The sequence below is a fragment of the Geomonas terrae genome, assembly GCF_004791675.1.
GTDB classification, from domain to species: domain Bacteria; phylum Desulfobacterota; class Desulfuromonadia; order Geobacterales; family Geobacteraceae; genus Geomonas; species Geomonas edaphica.
Window position 1 is genome coordinate 1,328,064 of record NZ_SRSC01000001.1, and the last position, 16,608, is coordinate 1,344,671.

General features: G+C 63.9%; 18 protein-coding genes. All 18 read left to right on the forward strand.

Going from position 1 to position 16,608, the window contains the following annotated elements; all coding sequences use genetic code 11:
• Nucleotides 1–356: 356 nt before the first annotated feature.
• The 18 genes from flhA to E4633_RS05780 all read left to right on the forward strand — a co-directional run bounded on the left by flhA (nucleotide 357) and on the right by E4633_RS05780 (nucleotide 16,604).
• The gene (gene flhA, locus E4633_RS05695) at nucleotides 357–2,435 is read left to right on the forward strand and encodes a flagellar biosynthesis protein FlhA (RefSeq protein ID WP_135869267.1); all 2,079 of its coding nucleotides are present in this window, start codon (nucleotides 357–359) and stop codon (nucleotides 2,433–2,435) included.
• A complete protein-coding gene (gene flhF, locus E4633_RS05700) occupies nucleotides 2,425–3,840 on the forward strand; it encodes a flagellar biosynthesis protein FlhF (protein ID WP_135869268.1) in 1,416 nt (471 codons plus the stop codon). Before flhA ends, flhF begins: the two co-directional genes overlap by 11 nt.
• A 2-nt stretch (nucleotides 3,841–3,842) precedes the next feature.
• A complete protein-coding gene (locus E4633_RS05705) occupies nucleotides 3,843–4,760 on the forward strand; it encodes a MinD/ParA family protein (protein ID WP_246037918.1) in 918 nt (305 codons plus the stop codon).
• Nucleotides 4,744–5,496: a FliA/WhiG family RNA polymerase sigma factor gene (locus E4633_RS05710; RefSeq protein WP_129124775.1), complete on the forward strand. Its 753-nt coding sequence runs from the start codon at nucleotides 4,744–4,746 to the stop codon at nucleotides 5,494–5,496. Before E4633_RS05705 ends, E4633_RS05710 begins: the two co-directional genes overlap by 17 nt.
• A gap of 12 nt (nucleotides 5,497–5,508) precedes the next feature.
• Nucleotides 5,509–6,240 carry a flagellar basal-body rod protein FlgF gene (gene flgF / locus E4633_RS05715; protein WP_135869270.1) on the forward strand — a complete coding sequence of 244 codons (732 nt, stop codon included), beginning with the start codon at nucleotides 5,509–5,511 and terminating at the stop codon, nucleotides 6,238–6,240.
• A 177-nt stretch (nucleotides 6,241–6,417) separates the two neighbouring features.
• The gene (flgG, locus tag E4633_RS05720) at nucleotides 6,418–7,206 is read left to right on the forward strand and encodes a flagellar basal-body rod protein FlgG (RefSeq protein ID WP_135869271.1); all 789 of its coding nucleotides are present in this window, start codon (nucleotides 6,418–6,420) and stop codon (nucleotides 7,204–7,206) included.
• 6 nt (nucleotides 7,207–7,212) lie between these two features.
• Complete coding sequence (gene flgA, locus E4633_RS05725; RefSeq protein ID WP_135869272.1) at nucleotides 7,213–7,932, forward strand: flagellar basal body P-ring formation chaperone FlgA; 720 nt, start codon at nucleotides 7,213–7,215, stop codon at nucleotides 7,930–7,932.
• Nucleotides 7,932–8,633, forward strand: a complete 702-nt coding sequence (locus E4633_RS05730; RefSeq protein ID WP_135869273.1) for a flagellar basal body L-ring protein FlgH — start codon at nucleotides 7,932–7,934, stop codon at nucleotides 8,631–8,633. Before flgA ends, E4633_RS05730 begins: the two co-directional genes overlap by 1 nt.
• Before the next feature lie 82 nt (nucleotides 8,634–8,715).
• Nucleotides 8,716–9,816: a flagellar basal body P-ring protein FlgI gene (locus tag E4633_RS05735; RefSeq protein ID WP_135869586.1), complete on the forward strand. Its 1,101-nt coding sequence runs from the start codon at nucleotides 8,716–8,718 to the stop codon at nucleotides 9,814–9,816.
• Between the two features lie 9 nt (nucleotides 9,817–9,825).
• Nucleotides 9,826–10,167 carry a rod-binding protein gene (locus tag E4633_RS05740; protein ID WP_135869274.1) on the forward strand — a complete coding sequence of 114 codons (342 nt, stop codon included), beginning with the start codon at nucleotides 9,826–9,828 and terminating at the stop codon, nucleotides 10,165–10,167.
• A complete protein-coding gene (flgM, locus tag E4633_RS05745) occupies nucleotides 10,157–10,462 on the forward strand; it encodes a flagellar biosynthesis anti-sigma factor FlgM (RefSeq protein ID WP_135869275.1) in 306 nt (101 codons plus the stop codon). The genes E4633_RS05740 and flgM overlap by 11 nt, the downstream gene beginning before the upstream one ends.
• A gap of 10 nt (nucleotides 10,463–10,472) precedes the next feature.
• On the forward strand, nucleotides 10,473–10,973 hold the full coding sequence (locus tag E4633_RS05750; RefSeq protein WP_135869276.1) for a flagellar protein FlgN: 501 nt from the start codon (nucleotides 10,473–10,475) through the stop codon (nucleotides 10,971–10,973).
• A 1-nt stretch (nucleotide 10,974) separates the two neighbouring features.
• Nucleotides 10,975–12,420 carry a flagellar hook-associated protein FlgK gene (gene flgK / locus E4633_RS05755; protein WP_135869277.1) on the forward strand — a complete coding sequence of 482 codons (1,446 nt, stop codon included), beginning with the start codon at nucleotides 10,975–10,977 and terminating at the stop codon, nucleotides 12,418–12,420.
• Between the two features lie 9 nt (nucleotides 12,421–12,429).
• Nucleotides 12,430–13,350 (forward strand): flagellar hook-associated protein FlgL, encoded by a 921-nt coding sequence (gene flgL, locus E4633_RS05760; RefSeq protein WP_135869278.1) that lies wholly within the window; start codon nucleotides 12,430–12,432, stop codon nucleotides 13,348–13,350.
• Between the two features lie 166 nt (nucleotides 13,351–13,516).
• On the forward strand, nucleotides 13,517–13,774 hold the full coding sequence (locus E4633_RS05765; protein ID WP_135869279.1) for a flagellar FlbD family protein: 258 nt from the start codon (nucleotides 13,517–13,519) through the stop codon (nucleotides 13,772–13,774).
• 41 nt (nucleotides 13,775–13,815) lie between these two features.
• Nucleotides 13,816–14,580, forward strand: a complete 765-nt coding sequence (locus E4633_RS05770; protein ID WP_135869280.1) for a flagellar motor protein — start codon at nucleotides 13,816–13,818, stop codon at nucleotides 14,578–14,580.
• Nucleotides 14,581–15,342 (forward strand): OmpA/MotB family protein, encoded by a 762-nt coding sequence (locus tag E4633_RS05775; RefSeq protein ID WP_135869281.1) that lies wholly within the window; start codon nucleotides 14,581–14,583, stop codon nucleotides 15,340–15,342. It abuts the gene before it with no gap.
• Between the two features lie 209 nt (nucleotides 15,343–15,551).
• The gene (locus E4633_RS05780; protein WP_135869282.1) at nucleotides 15,552–16,604 is read left to right on the forward strand and encodes a glycosyltransferase family 4 protein; all 1,053 of its coding nucleotides are present in this window, start codon (nucleotides 15,552–15,554) and stop codon (nucleotides 16,602–16,604) included.
• The last annotated feature ends 4 nt before the right edge of the window (nucleotides 16,605–16,608 follow it).

The following is a 16,608-nucleotide window of genomic DNA, read 5'->3' on the forward strand; positions in this document are numbered from 1 at the left end:
CGCCTTCGCGGACCTGGGCACCGCGGTGCGCAGGCCCGTAAGGTGAGGGGAGCCGGGACCCGGAAAGGCTCGAAAACCTTAACGGCTGCGGCGGATTTTGACAAGAAAAAAAGGGGCCGTTAACCGGGTGACGGGGGTGGCGGTCAAAAAGTTGACCGACCGCTCTCTTTAAAAATGACGTTCCCCGCACCTCCCGGCAGCCCCGCATTTACCCTGAAAACGCCTCCCGCCGCTTCCCGCCTCCCGGATTCATTCCTGTTTTTGCCCCCTGAGGGGCGCTGCCCGGAAATGGCATGACGGTTGCACAAAGTGCGTGGGCACGGTGCCCCCACCGATAAAAACAGAGGAAATGACGCATGGCAAACCCCTCGACGGACGCCCTGGCGCTCCCGGGACCTAAAAGCAATTCGGACATCTACATGGCGGTCGCCCTGATCGGCGTGCTCGCCCTCATGGTGATCCCGCTGCCGGCGTTCATGCTCGACATCTTCCTGGCGACCAACATCACCGTCGCCCTCGTCATCCTGCTCGTCTGCCTCTACACGGTGCAGCCGCTCGACTTCTCGGTCTTCCCCTCCATCCTGCTGGTCACGACGCTCTTTCGCCTCGCCCTGAACATCGCCTCCACGCGACTCATCCTCCTGCACGGCAGCGAAGGGGTCGAGGCCGCGGGTGGAGTGATCAAGGCGTTCGGCCAGTTCGTGGTCGGCGGCAACTACGTGGTAGGGGCGGTCATCTTCCTGATCCTCGTCATCATCAACTTCGTGGTCATCACCAAGGGGGCCGGGCGCGTCGCCGAGGTGGCCGCAAGGTTCACCCTGGACGCCATGCCGGGCAAGCAGATGGCCATCGACGCCGACCTCTCCAACGGCATCCTGACCGACAAGGAGGCGAAGGCCAGGCGCAAGAAGATCGCCCGCGAGGCCGACTTCTACGGCTCCATGGACGGTGCCTCCAAGTTCGTGCGCGGGGATGCCGTCGCCGGCATCATGATCGTCCTCGTCAACATCTGCGGCGGTTTCGTCATCGGCGTCTGGCAGAAGGGGATGCCGCTCGACGTGGCGCTGCAGAACTACACCCTGCTCACCATCGGCGAGGGGCTCGTGGCCCAGATCCCCGCCCTGATCATCTCCACCGCGGCGGGCGTCATCGTAACCCGCTCCGCCGACGAGAACAACTTCGGGCACGAGATCGCGGGACAGCTCCTCAACTACCCGAAGGCCTTCCAGGTCTCCTCGGGCGTACTGTTCCTCTTCGCCATGATCCCGGGGCTGCCGCACTTCGCCTTCTTCCTCCTTTCCGGCGTCGCCTACCTCGTGAGCAAGATGGCGGTGGAGAAGAAGGCCGAGGTCGAGGACGTGGTGGAAACGCAGACGTCCGCAGAAGAGAGCGACCAGATCAGCAGCATCCGCCCGCTCGACATGCTGGAGCTCGAGGTGGGCTACGGCCTCGTCCCGATGGTCGACGCGAGCCAGCAGGGAGAGCTCCTCGACCGCATCCGCTCCATCAGGAAGCAGGTGGCGGACCGCATGGGCTTCATCGTCCCCCCTATCCATATCCACGACAACCTGCAGTTGAAACCCTACGAGTACAACATCCTCATCAACGGCGCCAAGGTCGGCGGCGGCGAACTCTCCGGCCAGTACCTCGCCATGGACTCCGGCGGCGCCATGGGGCAGCTGGACGGGATCAAGACCACCGAGCCCGTCTTCGGTCTCCCCGCGGTCTGGATCAAGGGGAAGGAGCGGGAGAAGGCGCAGGTCTCCGGCTACACCGTGGTGGACAACACCACCATCCTCGCCACCCACATAAGCGAAACCATCAAGAAGCACGCCCACGAGCTGGTGGGACGCCAGGAACTGCAGCAACTGCTCGATTCCATCGCGGCGACGCTTCCCAAGGTGGTCGAGGAACTGGTGCCGTCGCTCCTCTCCCTGGGGACCGTGCTGCGTGTCGTGAAGAACCTTCTGAAGGAAAACGTCTCGATCCGCGACCTGCGCTCCATCCTGGAAACCCTCGCCGACTACGGCGGGATGACCAAGGACCCGGAGATGCTTACCGAGTTCGTGCGGCAGAGCCTCGGTCGCTACATCGTGGAGCAGTACAAACGCGACGACGACACCCTCTGCGTGATCACCCTAAACCACGACATCGAGGAGGCGATCGTCGACTCGGTCCAGCTCTCCGAGCAGGGGAGCTACCTGGCCATCGACCCGCACCTCGCGCAGCGCATCCTGGCCGCGATCAGGAGAAACGCGGAGCAGTTCGATGCCATCGGCGCGCTGCCGGTGCTCATGGCCTCGCCGACCATCCGCCGTCACGTGAAGAAACTGACCGAGCGGTTCATGCCCAATCTGGCGGTCATCTCGCACAACGAGATCCCGCCCAATATAAAAATCCAATCCTTAGGGGTGGTGGTGACCAATGCTAGTTAAAACTTTCCAAGCAGGCGAGATGTCGGAAGCTCTCAGGATGGTCAAGGCCGAGATGGGTCTGGACGCGATGATCCTTTCCTCGAAGAAGGAACGCAAGAAGGGGATCTTCGGCTTCTTTTCCAAGCCGTATTACGAGGTGACCGCGGCACTGGACCCGAGGCCGGCGCCGAAGGCGAACCCGTACCGCGAAGAGCCCCCGGCGCCCCCGGAGCGCGAGCTTTCCACCCGTGAGGAGTTCCAGAACTCCATGCTGGGCCCCCTGGCCCGCGAGGTGCGCGAGCTGAAGCAGCGCATCGAGGCGCTCACCAAAAAAGAGGCGCAGCAGGCGGCCCCGCCGGCTCCCCAGGCGGCTGAAGCGCTGGGGGAGGCCCCCGCGGCACCGAGGACCTTCGGCAAGGAGGAACTCGAGGAGATCAAGCAGCTTCTCTACAACGCCGTCTCCGGCGGAAAAGAGAAGGGTGCGAAGCCGGTGACCTTCCCGCTCGCGGGGATGAACCTCGAGCAGGTGGTGAAGAGCGCGGTGCAGCCCGAGGCCGTGGCCGAGGCACCGGCACCGGTCGAGGAGAGACCCCGCCCGACCCTGGAACTCGTCAGGGAAAGGGTTTCCGTGAGCGAAGAGGACGAGCTCCTGCATCGCCTGGCCGAGGAATTAAGGGGAGAGGACGTGGGCGCGGCAGCGGTCCAGCGTCTCACCGAATCGGTGCGCGGCGCGGCCGAGGATGGGGCGTCCCTCGAGGAGCTGAGAGGCCTCATGGCCGACAACCTGGCCGGCATGGTGAAGTGCTCCGGCTCGCTGCGCATCAAGAAGAACGGACCGCGCATCGTCGCCGTGGTCGGCCCGACCGGCGTCGGCAAGACCACCACCATCGCGAAGATCGCCGCCATGTACGCCCTTAACCGCCGCGTCTCCGTCGCCATGGTCACCATGGACAACTTCAGGGTGGGCGCGGTCGAGCAACTGAAGACCTACGCGAAGATCATGGACCTGCCGCTCGAGGTGGCGGGGAACTCCCAGGAGCTCTCCAAGGCGCTCGCAAGGCACTCGGACAAGGACCTGATCCTGATCGACACCGCCGGCAGAAGCCCGAAAGACGTCGATCGCCTCGACGAACTGAAGGGGTTCCTGGAGACCCAGACCGGCATCGACGTTTACCTTTGCCTCTCGGCAACGACGAGGAGCCGCGAGATCGACGAGATCATCGCCACCTTCGGGACGCTCCCGCTCACGAAGCTCCTCTTCACCAAGCTCGACGAAAGCCGGACCTTCGGCTGCATCGTCGACACCTGTTTGAAACACAAGATCCCTCTTTCCTATTTCAGCACCGGCCAGAAGGTGCCCGAGGACATCGAGGTTGCCACCTCGAGAAAGCTCGTCGCCATGGTGGTGCAGGAGTCCAACAGATGACTATGTCTTGCCTAGCAACAACAGACCAGGCCGAGTCCCTCAGAAGGCTTGCGGGACGGACAAAAAGCGAGGCGCCGGCGCCGGACCTCTTGCAGGTGCGCGAGGGGCTCCGGGTGATCTCGGTGAGCAGCGGCAAGGGGGGGGTCGGCAAGACCTCCGTGGTGGTGAACCTGGCCGCCTCCCTCGCCGCGGCAGGGGAGCGGGTGCTCATCGTCGATTCCAACCCGGGGGTGGGCGACATCTGCCTGCGCCTCGGCAAGGATGCGCCGTACCGGATGGGGCAGGTCCTCGCCGGGGAGATCGCCCTGAAGGATACCGTGGTCGACATCGGGGGTGGCATCAGCGTGCTCCCCGCGGGAATGGACGTGCAGCAGTACAGCTCGCTTTCGCCGCGCGAGCGCAGCGCCCTTTTGCAGGCGATGCTCAGGCTGCAAAACGACTACGACTACTTCCTGATCGACACCGGGGCCGGCATCGCCGCGAACCTGACCGGCTTCGCCTCCCTCGCCCGCGAAATCATGCTGGTGGTGACACCGGAGCCGACCTCGATCACCGACGCCTACGCCCTCATCAAGATGCTCTCCGGGCGCGACAACTCCTTCCGTTTCCGGCTCCTGATCAACATGTGCCGCGACAATCAGGAGGGGGATACGCTCTTTTCAAAATTATCCGCAATTACGGGCCGCTTTTTGCAAGTACAGTTTGACCACGCGGGATCGATCCTGCACGACGAGCTCCTGGTGGAAAGTGTGAGGCGGCGCGGGGCTTTATGCCGCCTCTTCCCGGAAGCCAAGGCGTCGACAGGTTTCAAAATTTTGGCACAGAAAATCAATAAGGAGACGCCGGCGGTCGCAGAGGCCATGTCGGCGGCTTCGATGGCATCCAGCACGATGTGGAGGAACCATGAACTGTCTTCTTAAGGCGTACGAGCATGAGGCGCAACGCGGGGTCCCGATGAGCCGGGACGAGCTGGTGGTGAACCACCTCCCGCTGGTGAAGTTCATTGTTGACCGGATCGCCTCGTCACTCCCCCCGCACCTCGACCGTGACGATCTGAGGAGCGCGGCGGTGATAGGGCTGATCTCGGCCGCCGAGCGCTTCGACCCAAGCCGTGGGGTACAGTTCAAGACCTTCGCGGAGCAGCGCATCCGTGGCACCATCATGGACGAGCTGCGGGCCCAGGACTGGCTCACCAGGAGCCTCAGGGACAAGTTCAAGAAGCTGGAGAAGGAGTTCTCCCAGCTCGAGCAGCGCCTGGGGAGGAACCCCTCCAGCGACGAGGTGGCCACTGCCATGGGGCTCGAGCTGAAGGACTACTTCCGGCTCCTCGAGGAGATCCACCTTCTCTCCTTCGTGTCGCTCGACGACGCGTGGCACGACGAGGACGGCGCACCGTTCGGCCTGCTCGACGTCCTGGAGGACAAGGGGACTGAGAGCCCGCAGAGCCAGCTGATCGCGCGTCAGACCGTGGAGCGCCTTGCCGAGGCGATCGACGCCCTCCCCGAGAAGGAGCGCATCGTGATCACGCTCTACTACTACGAGGAACTGAACCTGAAGGAGATCGGCGCGGTGCTCGATCTTACCGAGTCGCGCATCTCCCAGCTGCACAGCCAGGCCATCATCAGGCTGCGCGGCAAGATGAAGCGGATGGGCTAGGGGAGAGACAAGATGAACAGCGGCATGTACGCAGCCCTCACCGGCAACCTTTCCGCCCAGCGCAGGCTTGACGTGGTCTCCAACAACCTCGCCAACGCGAACACCACCGGTTTCAAGGCGGACCGCATCCAGTTCGAGAGTGTCCTCGCCAATGTCAAAAATTCGACAGATGGGCCGATTTTCAGTAACGACCGCTACTCCACAGACTTCTCCTCCGGTAGCCTGCAGCAGACCGGCAACGCGCTCGACGTGGCGCTCGAGGGGGACGGCTTCTTCGTGGTGAATACGCCGCAGGGAACCGCCTACACGAGGCAGGGGAGTTTCCACCGCAGCGCGACGGGGCGGCTCGTCACCGCGGACGGCTACGAGGTGCAGGGGGCGGGCGGTCCCATCACGGTGAACGGCGGCAAGGTCCAGATCGGGGACGACGGCACGGTATCGGTACAGCAGCCGGGGCAGACCACGGCCGACACGGTCGGCACCATCGCCACGGTCGACTTCCCGAAGCCGTACGCCATGGAGAAGCTCGGCAACGGCCTGTTCCGGCCGAGCGATCCGCAGGCCGCGACCGTCGCCTCGACCGCCGGGGTCAAGCAGGGGTACCTGGAGACCTCCAACGTGAAGGCGGTGGTGGAGATGTCGCGTCTCATCGAGGCGAGCCGCTACTTCGAGATCTGCGCCAAGGCGGTGAAGACCTACGACGACATGAACAACCGCGCGGCTAACGATCTCGGGAAGGTCTAAGACCCGTTCAACGTTCGACGTTCAGCGTTCGACACGGGCACGGCTTCGGCCCGCTTCAGCGCGGCGGCAAGGTCTCACAAGTCACGATAAGGATGGCAGGAAGGTTCAGTGGTCGAACGTTGAACGCTGAACGTTGAACGGCCTTTAAAGCCGTTAAGGCAGTTAAGGAGATTCATCATGATAAGAGCACTTTGGACCGCCGCATCAGGGATGCAGGCTCAGCAGCTGAACATAGACGTGGTGGCCAACAACCTGGCCAACTCCAGCACCACCGGCTTCAAGAAAAGCCGCGCCGACTTCCAGGACCTCATGTACCAGACCGAGAAGACCACCGGCGCACCGGCCACCAACACCACCACCATCCCGACCGGCATCCAGGTTGGCCTCGGTGTCCGCCCCGGCTCGGTCTCCAAGATCTTCACCACCGGGACCATCGTCCACACCGGCAACGAGCTCGACGTCGCCATCGAGGGGGACGGCTTCATCCAGGTGCAGCAGTCGGACGGCACCACCGCCTATACCCGCGCCGGTTCCCTCAAGAAGGACGGCCAGGGACGCGTGGTCACCTCGGACGGACAGCCGATCGTCCCGGAGATCGTCATCCCCAGTAACGCCACCAGCATCAACATCGGAAACGACGGCACCGTCTCGGTGCAGCAGGCTGGACAGACCGCGGCGACCACGGTCGGCACCATCCAGCTCGCCTCCTTCACCAACCCCGCGGGTCTGAACGCCATCGGCAAGAACCTCTTCCTCCCCACCGACTCCTCGGGTAACGCGACCACCGGCACCGCCGGGCAGAACGGCCTCGGCACCCTGGACCAGGGATACATCGAGCAGAGCAACGTGAGCGTCATGGAGGAGATGGTGAGCATGATCGTCTCCCAGCGCGCCTACGAGATCAACTCGAAGGCGATCCAGGCCTCCGACGACATGCTGCAGCAGGCCGCAGCACTCAAGAGGTAACCTCTGATGCGCGCGTTCCTGTTCGCACTCGCGCTCCTCGCTCTCCCCATTTCGGGGATCGCCCGCGCCGCTGTACCGGCCCCCGTGAACCTCGTCACCGAGGCGACGGTGAAAGGGGCGATCACCGACTACCTGATGCAGAAAGCCGCCCCGCTGAACGCCCAGGTCACCGTGAAGAAGATCAACTACCAGGGGAACCTGAAGCTCCCCGCCGGAAAGGTGACCTTCGACGTGGTGGCCCCGGAGCGCTGGGAGGGGTACGGAACGGCCTCGGTGGCCCTCGTGGTGCGGGTCGACGACCAGGTGAAGCGGAACCAGACCGTGCTGGTCGACGTCGAGGCGCTGGCCGACATGGTGGTTGCGTCGCGCACCCTGGAGCGTGGCGAGGTGCTGGCAACATCGGATCTCGCCGTCGCAAAGCGCGACCTGGCCCAGGTGCAGGGGCGTTATTTCAACAACATCGACGAGGCGGTAGGTCTCAGGGTGAAGAGCACCATGAGGGCCAACGCCCCGGTAAGAAAGGACAACCTAGAGAAGGTGCCCGTCGTCAAAAGCGGCCAGGTGGTGACCATCGTGGCCGAGAACGACGTGGTGCGCATCACCGCGACGGGACGGGCCAAGGGGCCGGGCGCCCCGGGCGACCTGATCACGGTGCAGAACCTCTCCTCGCAGAAGGAGATCGCGGCGCGGGTGGTTGACGCGACCACGGTGAAGGTGGATTTCTGATGGACCGCAAGAAGAGCGCAGGCTCTCAAATATTTAAGGCGGCGGCCCTGTGCCTGCCGCTTTTGTGGCTTGCCGGGTGCGCCCACGAGAGCGCCGAGGTGACCACACCGAGCTTCGACCAGCAGATCCCGGCGCCGCAGATGAACTACGCCTCCGGATCGCTCTGGCAGGCCTCCTCGACGGGACTTGCCGAGGACGTGAAGGCGAGAAGGCGCGGCGACATCGTCACCGTGGTCATCTCGGAAAACGCGAGCGCCAGCAAGAAGGCGGCCACCGGCACCTCGCGCGACTCTTCGATCAGCGCCGGCATCCCGAAGCTCTTGGGCCTCGAAAAGACGCCGGTCAAGACCTGGGCCGACCTCGCGAACCTTTTGAGCGCGAGCAACAGCTCCAAGTTCGACGGCGCGGGCTCCACCTCGCGGCAGGAGACCCTGCAGGCGACCATCTCGGCCAAGGTGGTCGATGTGATCCCCAACGGCAACCTCCTCATCGAGGGGAGGCGCAACGTCAAGGTGAACAACGAGGACCAGGTGATCGTGCTGACCGGCACGGTGCGCGGGCGCGACATCAGCGCCGACAACACGGTGAATTCGGCCCTGATCGCCGATGCCAGGATTTCCTACTCGGGCAAGGGGGTCATCTCGGACCGGCAGAAACCTGGGTGGCTCATGAACGTGCTGGACAAGGTGTGGCCGTTCTAGGGGGCGGCGTGTGCGGGAATTGACGTTTTGTGTCAAGTTTCCGACACGGCGCGCCGAAAAGGGTTAGGTGAACCGCTTGAAAATTAACCTTTTATCAAAATACGCTTTCGCGCTCCTCGTCTTTTTGCTCCTTCCCGGGGTCGCCCTCGGGGCGCGCATCAAGGACATCGCCGCCTTCGACGGCGTGCGCCAGAACCAGCTCATCGGCTACGGCCTGGTGGTCGGCCTGAACGGCTCAGGCGACTCGGACCAGACCAAGTTCCCGGTGCAGTCGCTGGTGGGCGCTCTGGAGCGGCTGGGGCTCACGGTGAACCGCGGCGACATCACGGTGAAAAACGTGGCGGCCGTCATGGTGACCGCCGATCTCCCCCCCTTCGCCAAGCAGGGAAACCGGCTCGACGTGCTGGTCTCCTCGATGGGCGACGCGAAAAGCCTCGCCGGCGGCACGCTCATGATGGCGCCCCTGAAGGGGGCCGACGGGCAGGTCTACGCGGTCGCGCAGGGACCGGTGCTCACCAACTCGTTCTCCTACGGCGGCCAGGCGGCCAGCGCGGTGAAGAACCATCCCACCGCCGGCACAGTCCCCGAGGGGGCCCTCGTGGAGCGCGAGCTCCCGAACGTGCTCGCCAACCGCTCGGTGCTGAAGCTGAACCTGCACCAGTCCGATTTCACCACGGCAAGCCGCATCGCCTCCGCCATCAACGGTCGCTTCCAGGGGGCCGCCTCGCTCACCGATCCCGGCAGCGTACAGGTCGCGATTCCCGCAGACTACCAAAACCGCGTCGTCGAGTTCGTGGCCGACCTCGAGCGCCTCGACGTGAACCCCGACGTGACCGCGAAGGTGGTCATGAACGAGCGGACCGGCACCATCGTCATGGGCGAGAACGTCCGCATCTCGACGGTGGCGGTCTCCCACGGCAACCTGACCGTCGTGGTGAAGGAGACCCCGAAGGTCTCCCAACCCGCCCCCTTGTCGAAGGGGGGCACCACCGTCGTGGTGCCGAGGACAGACCTGAAGGTGGCCGAGGAGAAGGTGAACCTCTCCCTCGTCAGGGAGGGGGCGAACCTGGGCGATGTGGTACGGGGCTTGAATACCCTGGGGGTCACCCCGCGTGATCTTTTGGGAATCATGCAGGCGATCAAGGCGGCCGGCGCCCTCAACGCCGAGCTGAGCGTGATGTAGGAGAGCGGCATGGAGCTTAAGTCGATACCGGACAACACCTTGCCGGTCGCAGACCTGAGGGCGCAAAAGGGGCGGCAGGAGCAAAACCCCGAGCAGATCCGCAAGGTGGCGCGCGACTTCGAGGCGATGTTCGTCTCCATGATGCTCAAGTCGATGCGGGACACGGTGGGGAAAGACACCCTTACCGGCGGTGGCAAGGGGGAAGAGACCTTCCGCTCCCTGCTCGACCAGGAGTACGCCAACGCCGCGGTGCAGGGAGGCGGCATAGGACTGGCAAAGACCATAGAGAGGGAACTCTCTCGCGCTTACGGCGCACCGGCTCCGGCTAAGGGGGTGCACGATGCGGATTGAAGGCTCTGCCTACGTAGTCGACCTTAACCGCTCCCAGCAGGTCCGAAACGAAAACCAACAGGCCCAGGCGGTCCAGGGCTCCCGTCCCGCCGGGCGGGTCATCAGCATCGACCGTGTTGAGATCTCCCAGAAGGCGAGGGAGCTGCAGACGCTAAAGGACGAGGTGGCGGCCATGCCGGACGTGAGGCTCGACCGGGTGGCGCTCGCCAAACAGAACCTGCAAAACGGAGGGTACCGCGTGGACCCCTCCGTTTTGGCGCAGAAGATGATGGACGCGTACGGAAAGTCGCGTTAAGGGGGAAGTGATGGATCGCAGCATAGCGGAACTGATAGCGGCCCTGTGCGAAAAGGGGATACTCCTGGACCAGTTGCAGGCCCTCCTCAAGGAGGAGGAGAACTGCATGATCTCGCTGGACCTCGCGAGGATGGAGGAGAACCAGCAGGAGATCGCCGCGGGGATGGAGCGCCTGGCGAAGCTCTCGGAGCAGTGCCGGCTCATGATCGCCTCGATCGGCGCCGAGCTCGGCATGCCGGGGAACCAGACGCTCTCGCCGATCATCGAGCGCCTGGGGGCCGCGCAGAAGCGGGCGCTTACCGAGGCGCAGCAGTCGGTTTCCGGCAACGCACGCGCCCTGCAAGGGGCACTCGCCCTGCACCGGCGCCTCATCGAGGACTCCCTGAACGTGGTGGGGAATTCGGTGAACTTCTTCAACCGCATCTTCAACCCCGGCCACACCTACGGCGTCGCGGGCGCCTTCGTGAACGGCGGACGCGGCACCTCCGGATTCGTCAGCAAGGAGATCTAGCATGGGCCTCAACACCATCTTCGACATAGCCTCCTCCGGGATCACGGCGCAGCGTCTCGCCCTGGAAGTCACCGGCGAGAACATCGCCAACGTCAACACCGAGGGGTACTCCAGGCAGCGGGTGATCATGGAAAACAAGCCGGTCACCACGGCGAACGGCTTCCCGCTCGGGACCGGGGTAGAGGTCGCGTCGGTGCAGCGCTCCTACGACAGCATGCTCCAGTTGCAGCTCGTGAACGCGAACAGCGGCTACCAGGAGAGCCTCGCCCAGCAGTCGTCCCTCGAGCAGATCGAGGCGAGCTTCAACTCGCTCACCTCCGACGGGCTAGGCACCGCGGTGACCAACTTTTTCGGCGCCTTCCAGGACCTCTCGGTGAACCCGTCCGGGGCCGCCGAAAGACAGGCGGTGCTGACCCGGGGCCAGATCATGGTGGACAGCTTCCACCAGGCCGACTCGAGCCTCACCTCGATCGCCTCCACCGCGGACCAGAACCTGGTCGGGATCACCGCCGAGGTGACCGACAACGCGAGGAACCTCTCCCTGGTGAACCAGCAGATCCTCGCCACCAACGCGGTAGGGGGGAACGCCAACGAGCTCTTCGACCAGCGCGACCTCCTGCTCAGAAAGCTCTCCGAGCAGACCGGCATCACGACCAGCATCGGCAACGACGGCACCGCCTCGGTCACCCTGGCCGGAGGCGCCCAGTTGGTCGCCGGCACCAAATACGCCACCCTCTACACCAACGCGACCGGTACGCCCGCCGCGAACGACATCATGATCTCGGGGCTCGGCAACCCGCCTCCCGCCAACGCGCCGGGGACGGACACCGTCGTCGCCACGGTGGGGGACGGCGCCGCGATCGGCGGGAAATTAGGCGGCACCATGGAGGTCAGGGACAGCATCGTTCCCAAGTACCGCTCCATGCTCGACGAGATGGCGAACCAGGTGGTCACCCAGGTGAACACGCTGCACGCGGCGGGGTACGCCCTCGACGGGACGACCGGCAACGACTTCTTCGACGCTTCCGGGGTAACCGCGAAGGACATCGCGCTCGATTCGGGGATCTCCGCCATCAAGATCGCCGCCGCCCTGCCGACCGCGAGCGACCCGGTCCCGACCAGCAGCGGCAACAACGTGAACGCCCTCAAGCTCGCCAACCTCTCGAGCACGAGCTTAGCCTTCAGCACCGGCAACGCGACCTTCGGCAACTTCTACAACTCCATGGTCTCCCAGGTGGGGGTGGATACCGAGGGGGTGCAGAACGTGACCACGCAGAACGCCGCCTTTTTGAAACAGCTGAACGCCCTGCGCGCTTCGAACTCGGAGGTCTCGCTCGACGAGGAACTTCTGAACCTCACCAAGTACCAGCGCGCCTTCCAGGGGGCCGCCAAGGTGGTAACCGCGGGAAGCGACATGCTCGACACCATCCTCGGCATGGTGCGATAGGAGACCGTCATGAGAATCACGCCCGGCATGAGCGCCGATAACGCGATCTACAACCTGCAGCAGGGGCGCACCACCATCGACCAGCTTCAGGAACAGCTCGCCTCCGGCTACAACATCAACCGCCCAAGCGACGATCCGCTCTCGACAAGGCAACTGCTCGACCTGCAGGAGCAGATCGACGCCGGCAGCCAGTACAGCTCCAACATCACGAAGACCGAGACCCTGCTGAACGTCTCCAACACCGCCCTCTCCAGCATGGCGGACCTGATGCAGCAGGTGAAGAAGATCTCCGGGGACATGGTGACCGGGACCCTTGATGCGACCAGCACGGCGAGCGCGATCACCAACCTTACCCAGTTGAAGAGCCAGCTGGTCGACATGGGGAACACGCGCCTTGGGGACCAGTACGTCTTCGGCGGCTACTCGACCAGCCAGCCTTTCGACTCAACGGGAGTCTTCAGCGGCACAACCGACATACTGAAAGTCGAGGTCGCCCCGAACAGCTACGTGGGCGCCACCGTGGACGGTGCGGCCCTCTTGCGCGGCGGCAAACCGGCGGCGACGGTTGGGAGCGGTGCCACCGCTGGGCAGGGGCCGATCGACATCCTGGGCTCCATCGACGCCCTCATCACCGCGATCGGGAACAAGGATAGTGCCGGGATCCTGGACGGGGTCAAAAACCTGAAGGCGGGGGCGGACCAGATCAACGTGGCGCTTTCCGACGTGGGTGGCAGGCTCGTGCGCCTGGACAACATGAAGAGCATGATCACCAACAACCAGAACACGCTGAAGACCGTCTTCGGCGACATCCAGAACGTGGACTACGCGAAGGCCGGAGTGCTTTTGTCGCAGCAGACCACCGCCTTCAACGCGGCGCTTTCCGCAACGGCGAAGCTTAGCCAGCTTTCGCTTCTGGACTATATGAGCTAGGGGGGGGACGCACCCCTGCGCCGTCATGGGCCGGGCGAGCAGAGGGCTCGCCCGGCCCTTTTCGTTCCTTTTTTCGACGTGGCGGCGGTTAGCGCTAAAGCTTTCCGCGGCACGTCCGAATAAAACACTATCGGCTGTATTAGGAACTTCGCCCGTGGGGGAGCGCATGATCAAGGTGACAACACGCGACGGCACCGAGATGTACCTGAACCCGGACCTGATCGAGATCATCACGGAGACCCCGGACACGCACATCACCCTTTCCAACGGCAACCGCTACCTCGTGCTGGAACCGGCACGAGTGGTGATCGACCGGGTCGTGACCTTCAAGGCGCACGTGTTCCGGCAGGCTTCGTCGAGCGTTGCCCGCCGCTACCTGCGCAGAAGGGACGCGGAGCGCTACCACCCGAACTGCAAGATCTAACCTCCCGGATGACGGGAGCGCAAGGTTGATCCGGAACCACTATGGATTTATCGACCATAATCGGAATCACGCTGGGGCTTTTCGCGGTCTTCGGCGGTGCGGCCCTGGAGGGGCTGCACATGTCGGCTCTCATACAGCCGACCGCGGCCATCATCGTGCTCGGCGGCACCGCGGCGGCGACCATCGTCAGCTTCCCGTTGCCGATCCTGCTCGCCGCGGTGAAGGACCTGAAGAAGGTCTTCATGCCCCCGAAGGAAGACCCCGAAGGTGTGATCAAGAACATCATCAACTACGCCGCCAAGGCGCGCAGAAACGGCCTCATCTCCCTGGAACAGGAAGCCCAGACGGTGAAGGACTCCTTCACCAAGAAGGGGATCTCGCTCGTCGTCGACGGCATCGACCCGCAGAAGCTCAGGGAGACCATGGAGATCGAGCTAGGCTCCTTCGAGTCGCACGGCAAGCACAGCGCTGAGGTCTTCGAGGCGGCGGGGGGCTTCGCACCGACCATCGGCATCATCGGCGCCGTGCTCGGCTTGATCCACGTCATGAGCAACCTCTCCGACCCCTCCAAACTCGGCGGCGGTATCGCCGTCGCCTTCGTGGCCACCATCTACGGTCTCATGACCGCCAACATCTTCTGCATCCCCTTCGGCACCAAGCTGAAGATCCGCCTGAAGGAGGAGCTGTTGCAGAAAGAGATGGTCATCGAGGGGCTCATCGCCATCCAAAACGGTGAGAACCCCCACTTCATCGAGCAGAAGCTCAGGGCATACCTGCACGAGGGGCCCGAGAAGAAGGGGAAGTAGATGGCTAAGAAGAAGGAACACGAAAAGGAACCGAACCACGAGCGGTGGCTCGTTTCCTATGCCGACTTCATCACCCTGCTCTTCGCGGTGTTCGTGACGCTCTACGCCATGAGCCAGACCGACAAGAAGAAGGCGGAAGAGGTGCTCGCCTCGATGCGGGAATCCTTCGGTTACAGCACCACGAGCGCCGGCGCGAAGCCAACCGTGATCGACACCGGCTCCATGAGCGTGATCCCCTCGATGCACAAGATGACCCAGGCCCCCAAGCGCGGCAAGAGCCGCGGCAGCGAGCAGGATTTCCGGGCCACCAAGGCCTCGATCGAGGCTTATCTTATGAAGGTCGGGGCGCAGAACAAGGTCTCCGTCTCGGTGACCCAGCGCGGGCTCGTGGTGAGTCTCAAGGAGGCGGGATTCTTCGATTCCGGGAGCGCCACCCTGAAGTCCGGTTCCTACGCCCTCTTAAACGACGTGATGGCCTCGCTCGCCAGTTATTCCAACGGCGTGCGGGTCGAGGGGCACACCGACAACGTTCCCATCAGTTCTGCCGCTTTCCCGTCGAACTGGGAGCTTTCCACGGCGCGCGCCACCAACGTGCTGCGCTACCTGGTGAAGCAGGAGGATTTCGATCCCGCCAACATATCCGCCGCGGGGTACGGCGAGTACCGCCCGGTAGCCGACAACAGCGATGAAGACGGTCGGGCCAAGAACCGCCGCGTCGACATTGTCCTTCTCAACGAGCAAAGCGAGCGCAACGAACCGTAGCCCCCTGCGTCCAGCAACCCGCCCCGCCGCCCCGTCCGACTGCTCCGACTGGCGGCGCCACCCTTGACTTCCACTGTCAAAGAAATGACCCGCGCCCCCGCTGTCTGAATTAAACCCGCATTTTCGGACTCTTACCCTCGCATGCCGTCCTCTGGTACGGTAGTTGCTGCCGTCTTGTGGCAGCCCTATCACCACCGAGAGGTACATTCATGAAAGTATCGATGCCCAGCGGCTCCATGCACGGCTGGGGAGTAGCCGGAACCTACCTGGAACGAGAAATCGCCAAGCTCCCCCCGGTCCCCGGGGTCACGCTGCACTGCATGTCGAGGTCTCTGGCTCCCCGCACGTCGGAGGACTGGAACGCCATCAACATCGGCTACTGCTTTTTCGAGGACAACATCGAGGTCCTGAACTTCACGCGCGAGGCGGCGAAAAAGTGGGACTTCATCGTCGCCGGCTCGAAATGGTGCGAGTACCAGCTGAGGATCGGCGGCGTTAAAAACTGCTGCACCATCCTCCAGGGGATCGACCCGGAACACTTCTTCCCGGTGCCGTTCCCCCCGGACGATCGCTTCGTCATCTTCTCCGGCGGCAAGTTCGAATTTAGAAAGGGGCAGGACTTCGTCATCGCGGCCATGAAGGTGATGATGCAGCGGCACCCCGACGTCTACCTTTCCTGCAGCTGGACCAACCAGTGGCCCTTTTCCCTCGCGACCATGGCGGCATCGCGCCTGATCAACTACCGCCATGACGAGGTCGATTTCCTAAACCTGCCGGGACGCTGCGCCCTGGAAAACGGCCTCGACCCCGTCCGCACCCTGGTACACCCCCTGGTGGACAACAAGATGATGCGCCGGCTCTTCTCCGAGACCCACGTCGGGCTCTTCCCGAACCGCTGCGAGGGGGGGAACAACATGGTGATGTGCGAATACATGGCGTGCGGCCGGACCGTGATCGCCTCGGATTCATCCGGCCACGCCGACGTCATCACACCCGCCATAGCTTATCCCCTCAGCCGCTACGTGCCGATGGTGGTTGCAAGCGGCGGGGTGCAGAGCGCGGTGTGGGAGGAGCCGGTCCTGGAAGAGGTGATCGAGACGCTCGAGCGGGTCTACCGCAACCGCGACGAGCTCCCCGGGAAGGGGGCCCTCGCGGCGGAGGAGATGAAACGGCTCACCTGGGACGGCGCCGCGCGCCAGTTCCACTACATCGCGACCAAGCTCGCCAACCGCGCCGAGCTCGCCCGCATGCAGGGGGCCTGATCCC